General features: G+C 69.4%; 16 protein-coding genes. 7 read left to right on the plus strand and 9 right to left on the minus strand.

All coding sequences use genetic code 11. The features are described from left to right. The first annotated feature begins 2 nt into the window (after nucleotides 1-2). From ACQ7HM_RS13240 to ACQ7HM_RS13250, 3 genes are all read left to right on the plus strand, one after another. Nucleotides 3-1,427, plus strand: a complete 1,425-nt coding sequence (locus ACQ7HM_RS13240; RefSeq protein ID WP_434216704.1) for an ethanolamine ammonia-lyase subunit EutB — start codon at nucleotides 3-5, stop codon at nucleotides 1,425-1,427. Further along, complete coding sequence (gene eutC / locus ACQ7HM_RS13245) at nucleotides 1,424-2,149, plus strand: ethanolamine ammonia-lyase subunit EutC (protein ID WP_434216705.1); 726 nt, start codon at nucleotides 1,424-1,426, stop codon at nucleotides 2,147-2,149. The genes ACQ7HM_RS13240 and eutC overlap by 4 nt, the downstream gene beginning before the upstream one ends. Nucleotides 2,150-2,259: 110 nt before the next feature. Next, nucleotides 2,260-3,141: an FAD:protein FMN transferase gene (locus ACQ7HM_RS13250; RefSeq protein WP_434216706.1), complete on the plus strand. Its 882-nt coding sequence runs from the start codon at nucleotides 2,260-2,262 to the stop codon at nucleotides 3,139-3,141. 21 nt (nucleotides 3,142-3,162) lie between these two features. Here ACQ7HM_RS13250 and ACQ7HM_RS13255 read toward each other — a convergent pair whose 3' ends face one another. Both ACQ7HM_RS13255 and ACQ7HM_RS13260 read right to left on the minus strand, forming a co-directional pair. Next, on the minus strand, nucleotides 3,163-4,143 hold the full coding sequence (locus ACQ7HM_RS13255) for a GNAT family N-acetyltransferase (protein WP_434216707.1): 981 nt from the start codon (nucleotides 4,141-4,143) through the stop codon (nucleotides 3,163-3,165). Between the two features lie 10 nt (nucleotides 4,144-4,153). Then, on the minus strand, nucleotides 4,154-4,777 hold the full coding sequence (locus ACQ7HM_RS13260) for a peptide deformylase (protein WP_434216708.1): 624 nt from the start codon (nucleotides 4,775-4,777) through the stop codon (nucleotides 4,154-4,156). A gap of 161 nt (nucleotides 4,778-4,938) precedes the next feature. Here ACQ7HM_RS13260 and ACQ7HM_RS13265 point away from each other — a divergent pair, with 161 nt between their 5' ends. The 4 genes from ACQ7HM_RS13265 (at nucleotide 4,939) to ACQ7HM_RS13280 (ending at nucleotide 7,862) form a co-directional block, all read left to right on the plus strand. Then, on the plus strand, nucleotides 4,939-5,307 hold the full coding sequence (locus tag ACQ7HM_RS13265; protein ID WP_434216709.1) for a DUF3263 domain-containing protein: 369 nt from the start codon (nucleotides 4,939-4,941) through the stop codon (nucleotides 5,305-5,307). A 63-nt stretch (nucleotides 5,308-5,370) separates the two neighbouring features. Continuing rightward, nucleotides 5,371-5,892, plus strand: coding sequence for a LytR C-terminal domain-containing protein (locus tag ACQ7HM_RS13270; RefSeq protein ID WP_434216710.1), 522 nt, complete (start codon nucleotides 5,371-5,373; stop codon nucleotides 5,890-5,892). A gap of 123 nt (nucleotides 5,893-6,015) precedes the next feature. Next, nucleotides 6,016-6,735 (plus strand): superoxide dismutase[Cu-Zn], encoded by a 720-nt coding sequence (gene sodC, locus ACQ7HM_RS13275; RefSeq protein ID WP_434216711.1) that lies wholly within the window; start codon nucleotides 6,016-6,018, stop codon nucleotides 6,733-6,735. Then, entirely contained in the window at nucleotides 6,735-7,862 is a 1,128-nt protein-coding gene (locus ACQ7HM_RS13280) for a glutamate--cysteine ligase (RefSeq protein WP_434216956.1), read from the plus strand. Before sodC ends, ACQ7HM_RS13280 begins: the two co-directional genes overlap by 1 nt. A 4-nt stretch (nucleotides 7,863-7,866) precedes the next feature. Here ACQ7HM_RS13280 and ACQ7HM_RS13285 read toward each other — a convergent pair whose 3' ends face one another. The 7 genes from ACQ7HM_RS13285 to ACQ7HM_RS13315 form a co-directional block, all read right to left on the minus strand. Further along, entirely contained in the window at nucleotides 7,867-9,147 is a 1,281-nt protein-coding gene (locus tag ACQ7HM_RS13285; RefSeq protein WP_434216712.1) for a PucR family transcriptional regulator, read from the minus strand. Between the two features lie 214 nt (nucleotides 9,148-9,361). Beyond that, on the minus strand, nucleotides 9,362-9,694 hold the full coding sequence (gene mnhG / locus ACQ7HM_RS13290; protein ID WP_434216713.1) for a monovalent cation/H(+) antiporter subunit G: 333 nt from the start codon (nucleotides 9,692-9,694) through the stop codon (nucleotides 9,362-9,364). Between the two features lie 22 nt (nucleotides 9,695-9,716). Continuing rightward, nucleotides 9,717-10,031 carry a monovalent cation/H+ antiporter complex subunit F gene (locus tag ACQ7HM_RS13295; protein ID WP_434216714.1) on the minus strand — a complete coding sequence of 105 codons (315 nt, stop codon included), beginning with the start codon at nucleotides 10,029-10,031 and terminating at the stop codon, nucleotides 9,717-9,719. Continuing rightward, entirely contained in the window at nucleotides 10,028-10,816 is a 789-nt protein-coding gene (locus tag ACQ7HM_RS13300; RefSeq protein ID WP_434216715.1) for a Na+/H+ antiporter subunit E, read from the minus strand. The genes ACQ7HM_RS13295 and ACQ7HM_RS13300 overlap by 4 nt, the downstream gene beginning before the upstream one ends. Beyond that, a complete protein-coding gene (locus ACQ7HM_RS13305; RefSeq protein WP_434216716.1) occupies nucleotides 10,813-12,420 on the minus strand; it encodes a Na+/H+ antiporter subunit D in 1,608 nt (535 codons plus the stop codon). The genes ACQ7HM_RS13300 and ACQ7HM_RS13305 overlap by 4 nt, the downstream gene beginning before the upstream one ends. Continuing rightward, nucleotides 12,417-13,088 (minus strand): Na(+)/H(+) antiporter subunit C, encoded by a 672-nt coding sequence (locus ACQ7HM_RS13310; RefSeq protein WP_434216717.1) that lies wholly within the window; start codon nucleotides 13,086-13,088, stop codon nucleotides 12,417-12,419. The genes ACQ7HM_RS13305 and ACQ7HM_RS13310 overlap by 4 nt, the downstream gene beginning before the upstream one ends. Next, a complete protein-coding gene (locus ACQ7HM_RS13315) occupies nucleotides 13,085-16,024 on the minus strand; it encodes a Na+/H+ antiporter subunit A (protein ID WP_434216718.1) in 2,940 nt (979 codons plus the stop codon). The genes ACQ7HM_RS13310 and ACQ7HM_RS13315 overlap by 4 nt, the downstream gene beginning before the upstream one ends. Nucleotides 16,025-16,186: the final 162 nt, after the last annotated feature.

Consider the following 16,186-nt stretch of genomic DNA (forward strand, 5'->3'; position numbering starts at 1 on the left):
GGGTGTCGACCCACCGGCAGAGGCTCGGCGGCACCACCTTCACCTTCGACTCACTGATCGACCTGCTCGCGAAGGCGACACCGCGGCGTAGCGGCGACGAGCTCGCCGGGTGTGCGGCGCAGACCGACCTCGAACGGGCCGCCGCGCAGTGGGCGCTCGCCGACGTCGCGCTGACGACCTTCCTCGAGGACCTCGTGATGCCGTACGAGACCGACGAGGTCACGCGGCTCATCATCGACAGCCACGACAGGGCCGCGTTCGCTCCGATCGCGTCGCTCACCGTCGGCGGACTGCGCGACCACCTGCTGTCGGTCGCGAGCGCACCCGACGCCGCGTCGACGCTCGCCGCGCTGGGACCGGGGCTGACGCCGGAGATGGTCGCCGCGGTGAGCAAGCTGATGCGCAACCAGGACCTCATCGCCGTCGCGAAGGCGTGTCGTGTGACCACGGCGTTCCGCACGACGATCGGCTTGCCGGGCACGCTCACCACCCGCCTGCAGCCCAACCACCCGACCGACGACCCACTGGGGATAGCCGCGGCCACCCTCGACGGACTGCTGCTCGGCTGCGGTGACGCGGTGATCGGCATCAATCCCGCCACCGATTCCCCCCAGGCCACCTCCGATCTGCTGCACCTGCTCGACGACATCCGCGTCCGCTACGCGATTCCCGTGCAGTCGTGCGTGCTGTCGCATGTCACCACCACGATCGGGCTGATCGAGGCCGGTGCACCGGTCGACCTCGTGTTCCAGTCGGTCGCCGGGACCGAGGGCGCCAACCGTGGGTTCGGCGTCGATCTGGCCGTGCTGCGCGAGGGCAACCAGGCGGGGAAGTCGTTGCGGCGCGGCACCGTCGGCGACAACGTGATGTACCTCGAGACCGGGCAGGGCTCGGCGCTGTCCGCGGGTGCGCACATCGGTACCGGCGGGAGGCCGGTCGACCAGCAGACGCTGGAGACACGCGCCTATGCCGTTGCGCGCGAACTGGATCCGTTGCTCGTCAACACCGTCGTCGGGTTCATCGGGCCCGAGTACCTCTTCGACGGCAAGCAGATCATCCGCGCGGGTCTCGAGGATCACTTCTGCGGCAAGCTGCTCGGACTCCCGATGGGCGTCGACGTCTGCTACACCAACCACGCCGAGGCCGATCAGGACGACATGGACACCCTGCTCACGCTTCTCGGAGCGGCCGGGGTGCCCTTCGTCATCACCGTTCCCGGCGCCGACGACGTGATGCTCGGGTATCAGAGCCTCTCGTTCCACGACGCCCTCTACGCCCGGCGGGTCCTCGGCCTGCGGCCGGCACCGGAGTTCGAGGCGTGGCTCGATTCGGTCGGCATGCTCGACGCGGGCGGCCGCATCCTCGACCTCGCGCCCGAGGCGTCGCCCCTGCGCGCCCTCACCGACGCGACGGCGGCACACTCATGAGCGACCTGTGGGACATGTTGCGCGAGAACACCGCCGCCCGCATCGGTCTCGGCCGAGCGGGTGACTCCCTGCCCACGGCGCGGGTTCTCGAGTTCGCAGCCGCCCATGCCGCGGCCCGCGATGCGGTGCACCATCCTCTCGATGTCGGCGCGCTCGTCGCGTCGGTCGAACCGATCGGGCTCGGCACACCCGAGGTGGTCGCCAGCCGCGCGGCCGACCGCAGTGAGTACCTGCGCCGCCCCGACTTCGGACGGACCCCGGGAGAGGGCTTCTCGGTGGCGCAGGCCGACGCCGACATCGGCATCGTGCTCGCCGACGGTCTCTCGCCGATCGCGCTCACCGAACACGCCGCCGGTGTCGTGGCGGCGATCAAGGATGTGCTGACACCGACCTATTCGATCGCCACGCCGGTGATCGCGACCCAGGCGCGTGTCGCGCTCGGTGACCACATCGGTGCCGCGCAGAAGGTCGGCACACTCATCGTCGTGATCGGCGAGCGGCCGGGGTTGTCGGTCGCCGACAGCGTCGGCATCTACCTCACCCATCTGCCGCGCCCGGGGCGTGCCGACTCCGAACGCAACTGCATCTCCAACATCCACCCACCCGGTGGCCAGAGTTACGTGGGCGCCGCACGGGTCGTGGCGGCGTTGGTGGAAGGTGCTCGCGCACTGGGCCGTAGTGGTGTCGATCTGAAGGACACGAGCCGCACCCTCACCACCTGACCGGTGTTCGCAGTTCCATAGGCGTCTGTCGGGTGGCTCACAGGAAGCACCCAGGGTCGGTGCCCACGATGGTCTCTGTCAGCCATCCACCACCGACACAGGAGTCGACGATGATCGCCACCGCCTCTCTCACCGGTCTCGACACCGACATCACCGTGTCGGTCACCGAGCCCGCCACCCTGGAATCCGCTCGACGGGAGGTCGCGCGCCACGCCGAGAACGTCGACCTCACCGTCAACCGCCGCCGTGCCTCGGCGGAGATCCACGCCGTCGACCTCGCGGCGGGTAGCCCGGTGATGGTCAGTGCGCTGTTCGAGCAGATCCTCACCGACGCCCTCTTCCACGCCGATCTCACGTCCGGGGCGACGCAGGCGGTTCGGCGCAGCGCCGTCCCCGACTACCGCCACCTCCCGCACCTGCAGTTCACCACCGACGGCCCGTTGCCCGTCGTCGTCCGGACCGTCTCGCCCATCCCGGCCTGGCATCGGCCACGGCTGGGTGACGGCTGCGTGACCGTTCCCGCCGATGTCCGCATCGAATTGCTCACGGCCGCGGGCGCTCTCCTCGCCGGCCGGTCCGCCCACCTCGTCGCCGAACGCCTGGGGTGTGGGGTGATGGTGTCGGTCGGCGGCGTGGTCGCGACCGCGGGACATCCACCGTTGGGCGGATGGCGCGTCGCCGGTGGTGCGACGCCGGTCGGCGAACTCGAACTCCCACAGGGACATGCGCTCGCGACGGTCTCGGCGGCCGACATCGCCGCACTGCCACGCGGCCCCTTCGACCCCCGGCCCGTCTCGACAGCCGCAGCGGTCACGGTGGTCGCCCACCGCGCAGGCACCGCGCAGGCCGCGGCGACGCTCATGCACACCGATCCGGCGCGCGCTCGTGCCTGGATCGTCGAGGAAGAGATGTCGGCGTGGACGGTGGATCGCGTCGGGACGGTGGACGAGATGGGCCCTCTCGCCGCACGGTTCCACGCTCACGCGGCCTGACGCAGATCGGTCTCGCGTGGGTCAGAGGGGGAGGTAGCCGTAGGTGTGGTGGCGGGTGAAGCCGAGGCGGCGGTAGAGGCGGATGGCCGCGGTGTTCCCCGACTCGACCTGCAGGTAGGCCTGCTCCGCGCCGGGCCCGCGGCCCCATGCGAGCAGTCTGTCGACCACGGCCGTACCGACACCGCTGCCGCGCAGGCGCGGGTCGGTCCACAGGCAGGTGATGCCGTTCCAGGCGGTGCCGCGCGTCGCGGAGTCGAACGGCTCGTCGGTGGTCACCGCCCCGCGGCCGATGGCGACGATCTCCCCCGCGTCGAGCACCGACGCGAATCCGAGGGCCCCGTCCATCGCCGCGGTCACCACCGACCGGACGAGGTCGGGCGTCCCCACCCGGTCCGCGCTACCGAGGTAGGCGCGGATCCAGGCGTCGGACGGCGTGTCGGTCATCGTGACCTCCACCGCCGGCACGACACCCGTGGCCTCGGCTGATCGGACCATCGCGATCGCCTCGATCTCGAAGCGGCCCGGGTCGACGTGTGCGGTCGGGATGAGCCGTTGCACCACAGCGCATCTCGCGGCCAGATCGCGATCGGCGTAGAACCGCGACAACGCCTCGACGACACCACCGTCGAGTGTCGCGCCCTGTCCGAGCGGCACCGCGGAGTTGGCGCGTCGGCTGAAACCGCCTCCGGCGCGCACGAACCAGCCGTCGATCGTCGTCGACTCGAGCCCCGGCCAGCCGCGCGCCGCGGCGCGTTCGAGCGCGCGGATCCCGGAATTGCGGACCGGGCGATCGGAGAGCACCCGCACCGACATCACCAGATCGGCCGGGATCGAGACGATCTCGCCGTCCCGATCGACCATCAGTGAGCCGTCGGCAGCCGGCCCCACGAGGACACCGGTCACGTCGCTCGCCGTCGCGGACGCATCGCGACGCCAGTCGCCGGGCGCGCCGTCGCCTTTGCGGAAACGGACCACCACGCGGTCGCCCGGGGCCGCGGTCATGCGGCGGGGGTCATTCGTCCTCGGGGTCGTCATCGTCGTCGTGGCCGAACGGGTCGGGACCCTCGCCCGGGGTCCACGTGAGCCCCGGCTCGCCCCACCCGTTGCGCTTGATGGCCTTCTTCGCGGCGCGGGCGTTGCGTCCCACCAGGACATCAACATAGAGGAAGCCGTCGAGGTGACCGGTCTCGTGCTGCAGCATCCGCGCGAAGAACCCGGTGCCCTCCACGACGACCTCGGCGCCCGTGCGATCGACGCCGGTGACACGCGCCCAGTCGGCGCGACCGGTGGGGAACTGCTCACCCGGCACGGACAGGCAGCCCTCGTCGTCATCGTCCGGATCGGGCATCGTCTCGGGGACCTCGGACGTCTCGAGCACCGGGTTGATGATCTCGCCGCGCTCGCGGTCGGTCGACCGTGTCTCGCCGGCGGGGCAGTCGAACACGAAGAACCGCCGACCCACGCCGACCTGATTGGCCGCCAGCCCCACACCGTGGGCGGCGTCCATCGTCTCGTACATGTCGTCGAGCAGCGCCACGACATCGGCGGGCGGCCGACCGTCGGCGTCGAGCTCCACCGGCTCGGTCGGTCGGTGCAGCACCGGCTCACCGACGATGCAGATGGGGAGGATTGCCATGCGGCACAGATTACTCGGCACGCCGCACCCGAAATCCCGTTGACTCCGTGGTTAGATGTTCAACGAACCACACCGATGTAATTCGACCAGTCCGATCGTCGATGCGGGCATCGTTCGCCGGTCACGCGGTGTGTAAGCACGAAAGACCTCGAGGGAGCGAGATGGACGGCGCAACTGCGCGTAGTCAGAAGGGGTCGGGCCCGGTCGGCACCGGCGAACAGTCTGACACCCCCGGCACCCCCACATCCGGAACCGACGCGAATGTCGTCGGGGCCGACGGCCTCACGCGCCGCGAACACGACATCCTCGCCTTCGAGAGGCAGTGGTGGAAGTACGCCGGCGCCAAGGAGGAGGCCATCAAGGAGCTCTTCGGGCTCTCGGCCACGCGGTACTACCAGGTGCTCAACGCACTGGTCGACCGGCCCGAATCGTTGGCCGTCGACCCGATGCTCGTGAAGCGCCTGCGTCGTCTGCGGGCCAGCAGGCAGAAGGCGCGCGCCGCCCGCCGCCTCGGCTTCGAGATCACCTGACGCCTCGATCGGTGGAGTCCGGACCGCGATGAGGCTGCGGGTGTCCGTAGAGTGGCGGCCGTGATGGCCCCCGAATCTGACAACACGCGGTTGCCGCTGCGCGCCGGGGCGATGCTGCTCTTCGCGATCGCGGTGGTCTGCATCGGGTTGGGTTGGCATTCCGCGGTCACCACCACCAGCAGCCCCGAGGCCGATCTCCGCGCCGCCGCGTCGAGCGCCTCGGAGAACCCGTCGTCGTCCGCCGTGTCGACCTCGGCCGCGAGCGGCGCGCCCGCGAGCGGTGCGAGCTCGTCCACCTCGGCCTCGGCGTCGAGTCCGCTGGTATGCGTCTACAACGCCGGTTCCCAGTCGGGCCTCGCGGTCGAGGTCACCGACACCCTCAAGGCCAAGGGCTACCGCACGAGCGCGCCCGGCAACCTGCAGTCGGCGAGCATCACCGAGAACACCGTGTTCTACACCGCGGCGCTGCGCGACGAGGCCGAGAAGGTCGTCGCCGACCTCGACAACGGCGCCACCGCCGACGCGCGCCCGTCGGCGTTCACCCAGTGCCGCGGCGGTATCGCCGTCATCGTCATCACCCGATGACACCCGGCCCGTGAACGACCACGGGCACCGAGCGGGCGGCGGGACCCGGTACGCGGCACGCCGGATATGATTTCCCCGACGCGCCCGCCCCGCGCCCGATCACAACAAGGGAGACCTTCCGCGATGATGTTCCAGCCGACCCTCCGCCACGCCGGTGTGCGCCGCGCACTCGTGCTCGCCGCCTCCACGGTCGCCGCCGGAGCAGTCCTCACCGCGTGCAGCCCGGGCGAGGAGCCCAGCTCGCAGCAGGGCACCACCCCCGCCGTCGTCACCGGTGACCAGGCGCCGAACAATCTCGGTATCAACGAGCGGGAGGCCGGCGCGTCGCCGACCGAGTCGGGCAACGCCGAGCCGTCGGGCTCGGGCCTGACCGCGTCGCTCATCAGCCCCGGGGGTGCGCGGGTCGGCGAGGCCACCTTCTCCACCGAGGGTTCCGCGGTCCGGATCGACGTGAAGGTCACCTCCTCGATCACCCCCGGTTTCCACGGCCTGCACATCCACGCGGTGGGCAAGTGCGAGAACAACTCCGTCGCGCCCACCGGCGGTGCGCCCGGCGCGTTCCTGTCCGCGGGCGGGCACTTCCAGGTCGACGGCCGCACCGGCTATCCCGCGAGCGGCGACCTCGTGTCGATCAACGTCACCGAGGGCGGCACCGGCGAGACGGTCACCACCACCAGTGCTTTCAGCCTGAGCCAGATCGTCGGCAAGTCGATCATGATCCACTCGGGTCCCGACAACTTCGCCAACATCCCCACGCGCTACGCGCCCGCCCCCGATCAGGAGACGCTCTCGACCGGTGACGCCGGTACGCGCGTCGCCTGCGGAGTCATCGAACAGGGGTGATCAGCCCCATCGAGTTCCGGGGTTCTCCCGCACCGACACTGGGTGTCGAGTGGGAATTCGCCCTGGTCGACAAGACCACCGGTGAACTCTCGAATTCGGCTGCGGCGCTGTTCGATCGGGTTGTGGATCTCGCGGATTCCTCCCTCGACAACCGGATCCACCAGGAGTTGCTGCGCAACACCGTGGAACTGGTGACCGGTGTCTGTACCACCACCGGTGAGGCGATGGCGGATCTGCGGCACACGCTCGGCGTGGTGCGGACCATCGCCGACGACATCGGCGTCGACCTCTTCGGCGCCGGCACGCATCCCTACAGCGAGTGGTCGACCCAGCAGCTCACCGAGTCGCCGCGTTACGCCGAACTGATCGAACGCACCCAGTGGTGGGGTCGTCAGATGCTGATCTGGGGTGTGCACGTCCACGTCGGCATCGACCGCCGCGACAAGGTGCTGCCCGTGGTCAACGCGCTGCTCGCGTACTACCCGCACCTGCTGGCGTTGTCGGCGTCGTCACCCATGTGGGCGGGCACCGACACCGGCTATGCGAGCAACCGCGCCATGATGTTCCAGCAGTTGCCGACGGCGGGGCTGCCGTTCCAGTTCTCCGAGTGGACCGATTTCGAGGCGTTCGTCGCCGATCAGAAGACCACCGGCATCATCGACGACATCAACGAGGTGCGCTGGGACATCCGCCCCTCACCGCGCCTGGGCACCGTCGAGGTCCGGGTGTGCGACGGCGTGTCGACGGTCGCCGAACTCGAGGCCCTCGTCGCGCTGATCCACTGCCTCGTCGTCGACATCGACGACCGCCTCACCGCGGGCACCCTGCCGCGGGAGATGGCGCCGTGGCTGGTGCAGGAGAACAAGTGGCGCGCAGCGCGGTACGGCCTCGACGCCGTCATCATCCAGGACGCCGACTGCAACGAGCGGCTCGTCACCGACGACCTCGCCGACATCCTCGCGCGACTCGAACCCGTTGCGCGACGGCTCGATTGCGTGGACGAGCTCGCCTCGGTCTCGTCGATCATCGACGGCCGCGGCTCGTATCAGCGCCAGCGTGCGGTGTTCGCCGAGACCGGCGACATGCGTGACGTGGTGACCGCGGTGGTCAACGAACTCGGTCGCTGACCCCTCAGACCGTCGGTCGGGTGGCCTGCTGCTCGAGATCACGCGCGAGGAGCGCGATGTGTGCCCGCGAGATGCCCTCGGGCAGGGCGAGGTCGATCCCGGTGGTCTGCGTGATGCGACGGAGTCGGTAGTCGACGGTGTTCGGGTGGATGTGCATCCGGCGCCCGGTGCCCTTGCGGTTGAGCCCGGTGTCGAGGTGCACCCGCAGCGTCTCGAGGAGCTCGGGGTGGTTGTCGAGAGGCTCGAGGGTCGAGGCGAGATGATCACGCGCCGGACCCGGACGGGTGATCTGGTACTCGATGAGCAGATCCTGCATCTCGTAGAGACCCGGCGGACGGCGGATGGCGCGCACCAGATCCATCAATTCGTGGCTCTCCGACGCGAGTTCGGGGATGCGGTCGGTGGTGCCGATCGAATGGGTCGCGATGATGGGAGCCTCGGCGACGGCCGCGAGGTCCTCGAGCAGTTCGCCGGTCAGCACGGGCATGTCGGCGTCGGCGGGGATGAGCACCGTGCCGCCGTTGTTGCTCAGCAGCGTCAGCGCGCGCGAGTTGAACGTGGTCGCCAGCGACGACTGGAGGCGACGCAGCTTGCGGCGCGCGGCGATCTTGGTGTTGACCCGCGGATCGAGCTCGTCGGGGTGGGGCGCGATGGTCATCGACACCACCTGGTAGCTCTGCGCGACCGGGAGGCCGGTCTGCCGTGCCACCGACGACGCGGTGTGCCCCGACAGCAGCGCCGACATGAGAGTCTGCGTCGCCGACTGGTGTTGCCCGGCGACGAGGCGCTGCTCCTCCACGTACGCGGTGGCGACGGTGACGGTGAACGTGTCGAGCAGCTTCATCACGAGACGGAAACCGGAGACGAGGTCGGCGAGGTCGTCGCCGCCGGCCTTGGCGGAGATCAGGTCGAAACCGATCTTGATGCCCTCGTGGTAGGTGTGGATGATCGTGTCGAGCGGCACGCCCTCACGGGCCCACTGCGCGGCGGCCTCCCGGAGTTGCGCGAGCTGTTCCTCGCCGGGCAGGCGCTGCTCGTCGAGGATCTCGATGGCCATCCGCAGACAGGTCTGGGTGACGGCGGTGACGTCGCCGTGCAGTTGCTCGCCGGGCAGGGTCCCGCACGGGGCGACGTTGTCGGCGAAGTGTCCGACGAGCTGGGTCGCCAACTTGTTGATGTCCGACAGCGACCGCGATGCGGGAAGGCCCGCGACGGTGATGGTCGGACCCGGCGCGCGATCCCCCGACGCGGCCGTGGTGTCCAGATCGGTGCTCGGTGTCGACATGATCAGTGGTACTCCCCGCTCCGTCACACGTACCCCCATAGCCACGTGCGATTCATTTCGTGAGCTGAACAGTAACGCATGTTGAGGGGCCTCGGAAGTGTGCAGCTACACAAGTTACACATCCTCACGATCTGCTACGCATTTCGGGCATTGCGCCGACCGCGTACGGTCTGAGCACCGATGATGTCCATGCCGATCGGTACGGGAGAACCGTTCAGTCCGTCGAGCCCGACTCCACGTCGGAACGTTCGATCAGATCGTCGCGGACCCGCTGCTCCTGATACGCGAGGCGCCCGATCCGGTGGGCGACGACCGGCGCGGTGATGAGCGCGAACAACCCCGAGAGCACGAGCATCCCGAAGTCGACGCTGCCCGCGAGACGGATCATCGCGGCGATCAGGATGAGCAGCAGACCGAACGTCTGCGGCTTCGTCGTCGCGTGCATCCGCGTCATCGTGTCGGGGAAGCGGAGCACACCGATCGACGCCGTGAACGCCAACACCGACCCGCTCAGCACGAGGATCGCCACCACCACATCGGTGATCACCGTCGGACCTCCGGACTCGTCGTCACCGTCGGACCTCCGGTCCGGTACTGGGTTCGCCGGTCACCGGATGCACCCGCACGACGTCGTCGCGGACACGGAAACGCGCGATGGCCACCGACCCCACGAAGCTGAGCAGCGACAACGCCACGATGGCGGGCACCACGGTCGAGTCGAGGCTGTAGGCCGCCCAGCCGGCGAGGCTGCACATGGCCAGCGCGATCACCGTGTCGAGGGCGACGAGTCGGTCGAGTGTGTTGGGACCCAACAACACCCGGACCATGGTGATCACCGCCGACGCCAGAAGCAGGATCGCCGCGATGATCCAGACGATTGTCATCGCCGTTCTCCCTTCGCCTCCGACACGGGGCCCTTCGTCTCGCGGGGGTCGCTGCGGACGGGCGGCATGCCGTGGAACTCGTCGTCGAGACCGTGGTACGGACTCGGATGCCATTCACTGTCGCGCTCGAACGCCCGGATGAACAACCGCTCGACGGTCTCCATCTGCCGGTAGAACGCGCGCACCTTCTTCTCGCTGCTCACGTCGATCAGGTGGACGTAGAGCAGGCGTCGGCGGTGATCGATCTCGACGACCATCGTGCCGGGGACGAGGTTGATGTAGTCGACGGCCAGCGTGAGCACCATGTCGGACTTGATCGCCAACCGCGTACGCAGCACCGCCGACAGCGGTGGTCGGCGTGGACGGACCGCGAGCCAGGCGACCTCGGCGCTCGAGACGAAGAAGTCGCGGATCAGGTAGGCCACCAGCAACACGACCGTGGCCGGGTGGATACGTCCCTCGACGGGCACCCGCGGCAGGGGCAGCAACGCCAGGATGATCACCGCGACCGCGACACCGCCGAGGATGTTGGCCCACGAGATCGTGCCCCACAGCAGCACCCACACGAAGGTGAGCCACCCGATGGTCCACAGGCGGACGGCGATCTCGCGACCGTCGCCACCCAGCCACGACAGCAGGTGCACACGCGAGCGCGCCCACACCACGACTCGGGCCAGCCCCCAGGCGATGCTGAAGAACGACACCCGCCAGGCGTGGTGGAGCCGACCGTAGACCGGCCCCTTCGCCGGGATCGGTCCCATCTCGCGCCGGGGTTCGTCGCTCATCGGGAACCTCCCAGCACGGCGTCGAGGTAGAGACTCGAGTCGGTCAGTTCGGCCGCGGCGTTGTTCGTGAAGTCGAAGATGGGTCCGGCCCACACGGTCAGGGCGACACCGGCGACGACCATCAGCATCGTCGGGACGACCATGCCGATCGGCATGCGGCCGACGTCGGCACGGTCACCGAACGCGATGTCGCCTTCCTCCTCGACGAGCGCCGAGGGACCGGTGTCGGCGAGATCGCCCTCGGGTGCGTCGGCGCGGGGACGCCAGAACGCCTTCGTCCACACCCGAGCCATCACGTACAGCGTGAGGAGGCTGGTGACGACCGACCCCGCGACGAGCAGCCACGCCAGCACGCTGCCGTCCTGCGTACCGGCCTCGATGAGCGCGACCTTGCCGATGAACCCCGAGAACGGCGGGATGCCGCCCAGGTTCAGGGCCGGGATGAGGAAGAGCCCGGCCAGCAGGGGACTGGCGGCCAGACCACCGAGGCGGCGCAGCGACGCCGACCCGGCCTGACGTTCGATGAGACCCACCACGAGGAACAGCGTCGTCTGCACGAGGATGTGGTGCGCGACGTAGTAGATGGCACCGGACAACCCGAAACGCGACGACAGCGCGATGCCGAAGATCATGTAGCCGATGTGACTGACCAGCGTGAACGACAACAGACGTTTGATGTCGGCCTGGGCGATGGCACCGAAGATGCCGACCAGCATCGTCAGCAGACCGGCCACCAGCAGCACCGTGTCCATCGAACCGCCGGGGAACAGCAGGGTGTGGGCCCGGATGATCGCGTACACACCCACCTTGGTGAGCAACCCGGCGAACACCGCGGTCACCGGCGCCGGTGCCGTGGGGTAGGAGTCGGGCAGCCACGTCGACAGCGGGAACACCGCGGCCTTGATGCCGAACGCCACCAGCAGCGTCGCGTACAGCGCACCCTTCGTCCCGTCGGGGATGTCCTGCAGCCGGACCGCCATCTGCGCGAGATTGAGCGTGCCGGTCGCGGCGTAGGCGAAGCCGATGCCGGCCAGGAAGATCAGCGACGACACCATCGACACCAACACGTACGAGACACCCGCTCGCACACGGTCGGCGCTCGCACCGAGGGTGAGCAGCACGAAGCTCGCCGCGAGGAGCACCTCGAACGACACGTACAGGTTGAACAGGTCGCCGGCGAGGAACGCGTTGCAGACGCCCGCGGTCAGCGCGAGGTAGGTCGGCAGGAAGATCGAGACCGGCTGCTCGGAGGTCCCGTCGCGGATGCCCTGCCCGACGGCGTAGAGGACGACGCACAGCAGGACCACCGTCGACACCACCAACATCAGCGCCGAGAGCTGATCGGCGACGAGGGTGATGCCCAAGGGCCCGTTCGTGTAGCCCTTGCCGTCCCAGCCGCCGACGTGCAGCGCGTAGGTGCCGTACTTGTCGGTGAGGTAGAGCAGCAGACACGACGCCACGAACGCCGCGCCGATGGCGGTGACGGCGACGGCGCGCTGGATGCGGGGACTGCGACCCATCACCAGGGTCAGCGCCGCTCCGGCCAGGGGCAGCAGCGTCGGGATGATGGTCAGCGTCGCGAACCAGCCGGCGTCGATGGTCATCGCCGATCACCCGCTTCCGGCGAGCCGTCGTCTGCGACTGGCGATTCCGGCGAGCCGTCATCTGCTGCGTCCGGGGCGATGTCCTCGGGATCGACGTCGGCCAGATCCGGATCGTCCGGGATCAGGTCGTCGTTGGCATCGTCGTCGACCTCCTCGGGCATCAGGTCGGCCTCGATGCGCCGACGCTTGCGCTCACGGATCTCCTCTGCCGACAACGGCGTGCCGTCGTCGTCGAACATGTCGCCCGAACGCGTGTCGACCCCGGTCACGGGGTCGTCGCTGCGGTCGCGGTCGGGCGCCTCCGACAGCGACTGCTTCTTGACCTTGAGGTCCTCGGGATCGTCGTCGACCTCGTCGTCGGTGTTGATCACGAACGACCGGTAGGCGAGGGCGAGCACGAAGGCGGCGATGCCCATCGTGATGACGATCGCGGTGAGCACCATGCCCTGGGCGAGCGGATCGGCGTCGGCGGTCCGGCGGTCCGACGAACGACCGTAGATCGGCGGATTCCCCTCGCGACCGGCGATCGTGATGATCAGCAGGTTCAGTCCGTTGCCGACGAGCAACAGCCCCAACAGCATCCGGATGAGGCTGCGTTCGAGCAGCAGGTACACCCCGCACGCGGCGAGGAGTCCGGCGACGATGAGCAGTCCGAGGTTGATGGTCACGGGCGTGCCCCCGCCCCGGCCGACGCGCGTCCGGCGGTCGTCGAGGTCTCCTCGATGTCGAGACGGGCGCCGAGACTGCGCAACACGTCGAGCACCAGCCCCACGACGATGAGGTACACCCCGAGATCGAAGAACAGCGCGGTGACCAGCTTGATGTCACCGAGAACGGGCAGCGTGAGCTCGATCGTCGCCGACGACAGGGCCGGCGCGCCGGCGAACACCGACGCCAGCGCCGTACCCACCGACAACGCCAACCCGAGCCCGAGGATGCGACCGGCGTCGACCGGGATGGCCTCGCCGAGCTCGTACCGACCGCCGGCGAGGTAGCGCAGCACGAGCGCCATGCCCATCGTGAGTCCGCCCGCGAACCCGCCGCCCGGTGCGTTGTGGCCCGCGAAGAAGAAGTAGATCGACGCGACGACCATGGTCGGGAAGATGAGTCGGGTCGTCGCCTCCAACACCATCGAGCGGTGTCGTGGGTCGCGCAGTTCGCTGCCGCGGAGCCAGGTGGTCCGTGCGGTGGGCATGTCGTCCACGGCGCCGGGATCCGCGCCGTGCAGGCGGGCGGCGTCGGCGACGCGCGGCGCGGCACCGAACCGCCGGTGGCGGAACACCATCGACGCCACACCGGTCGCGGCGACCAGCAGCACCGACACCTCGCCGAGGGTGTCCCAGGCGCGGATGTCGACGAGCAGCACGTTGACGGCGTTGGCGCCGTTGCCCAGTTCGTAGGCGGCCTTGGGCAGGTCGTCGGCGACCGGGGTGGTGGTGCGCGCGCCCGCGGCGTAGAGGCCGATGACCACCAGCAGCGCGCCGAACGCGAGCCCGATGAGCGCGCGCAGGGGCTTGAACCCGGTGGAGTGGCGTGCCTCGGCCTCGGCGGGCAGCTTGCGCAGGACCAGCACGAAGATGACCAACGTGAGTGTCTCGACGAGGAACTGGGTGAGTGCGAGGTCGGGGGCGCCGTAGAAGGCGAAGATCATGCCGCAGCCGTATCCGGTGACACCGACGACGAGGGCCGCGGCCAGTCGGTTGCGGAGCATGGTGGTGGCGATCGCGGCGGCGACCATGATGCCGCCGATGACGACCTGCGCGAACGAGTCGAAACCGTTGATCTCCAACCGGTTCCGTGCGCCGACCAGGAGCGCGACGGTCGGCACGACGATGGTCGTGACCATGATGACGCCCTGCGTGAGCGGCAGCGAGCCGCGCTGGGTGACACGGGTCAGGGCCAGTGACACGGTGTCGGCGCCGCGCAGCACCGCGTCGTAGATGCGGTCGGCGTTGCCCAGCGGCGGGGTGTGGAAGCCCAGGCGACGACGACGACGTCGCAACACGACGAACGTCCCGACACCACCGACGATCACGATCACGGTCAGCAGCAGCGGCAGGGTGAACCCGTGCCACAGGGCGAGGTGTTCGAGTTCGTGTCCGTTCGCGGGCAGGGTCTTCGCGTAGGGCTCGAACAGCGACCCAAGCGGGCCCGCGGCGAACCCGGCCGCGACACCGAGCGCGGCGAGGATCCCGGCCGGGGCGATGAACGCGATCGACGGGTGGTGCATCCGCGCGACCGCGGCGCTGGGCTCGGTGCGGACCTTGCGTCCGAACGCTCCCCACAGGAACCGGGTGGTGTAGGCCATCGTGAGGATCGACCCGAACACGATCACCGCGGTCGACACCGGTCCCTGCCATCCGTCGAACCCGTCGACGTCGAGCAGCGAGGTGAGTGCCGCTTCTTTGCCGACGAACCCGAGGGTGATGGGCAGTCCCGCCATGCTCGCCGAGGCGACCGCGGCGATCACCGCCAGCGACGGTGCCGTGCTGCCGAGGCGGGCCAGTTTGCGGACGTCGCGGGTGCCGGTGGAGTGGTCGATGACGCCGACCACCATGAACAGCGACGCCTTGAACAGTGCGTGCGCGACGAGCATCGCGACGCCGGCCAGGGCGACGTTCGCGTCACCGGTGCCGACGAGCACCATGAGGAAACCGAGCTGCGACACGGTGCCGAACGCGAGGATCAGCTTGAGGTCGAACTCGCGCAGCGAACGCCATCCGCCCAGCACCATCGTCAGCATGCCCAGGCCGACCACCGATATCTGCCAGGCCATGAGGTCGCCGAAACCGGGGGCGAGGCGTGCGACGAGGAAGATGCCCGCCTTCACCATCGCCGCGGCGTGGAGGTAGGCGCTGACCGGGGTCGGCGCGGCCATGGCGCCCGGCAGCCAGAAGTGGAACGGCACGATCGCCGACTTGCTGAGTGCGCCGATGAGGACGAGCACCACCGCGACGGTGACCGCGGTGCCGGTCGGGGGGCTCGCGATGACGTCGGAGAGCAGGTAGCTGCCGGCCCGTTCGCCGAGGATGACGATGCCGGCGAGCATGGCCAGGCCGCCCGCGGTGGTGACGAGCAGGGCCTGGGTGGCGGCGCGTCGCGACGTCGCGCGTTGGGCGTAGAAGCCGACCAGCAGGAACGACAGGACGGTCGTCGCCTCCCAGAAGATGTAGAGCACGATCATGTTGTCGCTGACCACGAGCCCGAACATGGCCCCGGTGAACGCGACCATCTGTGCGCCGAACCCGGCCACGCGCCGCCGGATGCGCGGTGCCGACGGACTGCCGTCCCCGGGAGATGTCTCTCCGGTGTCGAAATACTCCGCGCAGTAGCAGAGGACCAAAGCGCCCACCCCGAGCACCAGGATCGACATGATCGCCGAGAGGGTGTCCATCCGCAGATCGATGTTCATCTGCAGCGCCGGGACCCAACGGATCGACTCGGTGCGCGGCGCCTCACCCGCGCGCGGCCACTCCACGATGACGCCGACCATCGCCGCCGCAGGGGCTGCTGCGAGCACGTAGAAGCCACGGCGGCCGAGCCAGGAGATGATCGCGGGCGCGGCGAGAGCCGTGAGGACCAGCGCGATCAGGGTCGCGATCACCAGGCACTCCGTCGTTCGATGGGCGGGGTGTCACGCAACGGGTGGCGGTGACACCGCCGGTTGCGTTCTCCCAGCTTACCGGCGGCACGGGGACCGGTGCCGCTCGGGGGACGCCGCACCGCGCGACCCGCGATAGGGTTCCCCCGGCGAGGACGACGGCCG

It is taken from the genome of Williamsia sp. MIQD14 (assembly GCF_051025635.1).
In the GTDB taxonomy this organism is placed as follows: domain Bacteria; phylum Actinomycetota; class Actinomycetes; order Mycobacteriales; family Mycobacteriaceae; genus Williamsia_A.

Excerpts from the sequence above, each read along its gene's own strand:
- eutC (WP_434216705.1), top strand. The coding sequence starts at position 1,424 with ATGAGCGACCTGTGGGACATGTTGCGCGAGAACACCGCCGCCCGCATC.
- ACQ7HM_RS13250 (WP_434216706.1), top strand. The coding sequence starts at position 2,260 with ATGATCGCCACCGCCTCTCTCACCGGTCTCGACACCGACATCACCGTG.
- ACQ7HM_RS13255 (WP_434216707.1), bottom strand. The coding sequence starts at position 4,143 with ATGACCGCGGCCCCGGGCGACCGCGTGGTGGTCCGTTTCCGCAAAGGC.
- ACQ7HM_RS13260 (WP_434216708.1), bottom strand. The coding sequence starts at position 4,777 with ATGGCAATCCTCCCCATCTGCATCGTCGGTGAGCCGGTGCTGCACCGA.
- ACQ7HM_RS13265 (WP_434216709.1), top strand. The coding sequence starts at position 4,939 with ATGGACGGCGCAACTGCGCGTAGTCAGAAGGGGTCGGGCCCGGTCGGC.
- ACQ7HM_RS13270 (WP_434216710.1), top strand. The coding sequence starts at position 5,371 with ATGGCCCCCGAATCTGACAACACGCGGTTGCCGCTGCGCGCCGGGGCG.
- sodC (WP_434216711.1), top strand. The coding sequence starts at position 6,016 with ATGATGTTCCAGCCGACCCTCCGCCACGCCGGTGTGCGCCGCGCACTC.
- ACQ7HM_RS13285 (WP_434216712.1), bottom strand. The coding sequence starts at position 9,147 with ATGTCGACACCGAGCACCGATCTGGACACCACGGCCGCGTCGGGGGAT.
- ACQ7HM_RS13295 (WP_434216714.1), bottom strand. The coding sequence starts at position 10,031 with ATGACAATCGTCTGGATCATCGCGGCGATCCTGCTTCTGGCGTCGGCG.
- ACQ7HM_RS13300 (WP_434216715.1), bottom strand. The coding sequence starts at position 10,816 with ATGAGCGACGAACCCCGGCGCGAGATGGGACCGATCCCGGCGAAGGGG.
- ACQ7HM_RS13305 (WP_434216716.1), bottom strand. The coding sequence starts at position 12,420 with ATGACCATCGACGCCGGCTGGTTCGCGACGCTGACCATCATCCCGACG.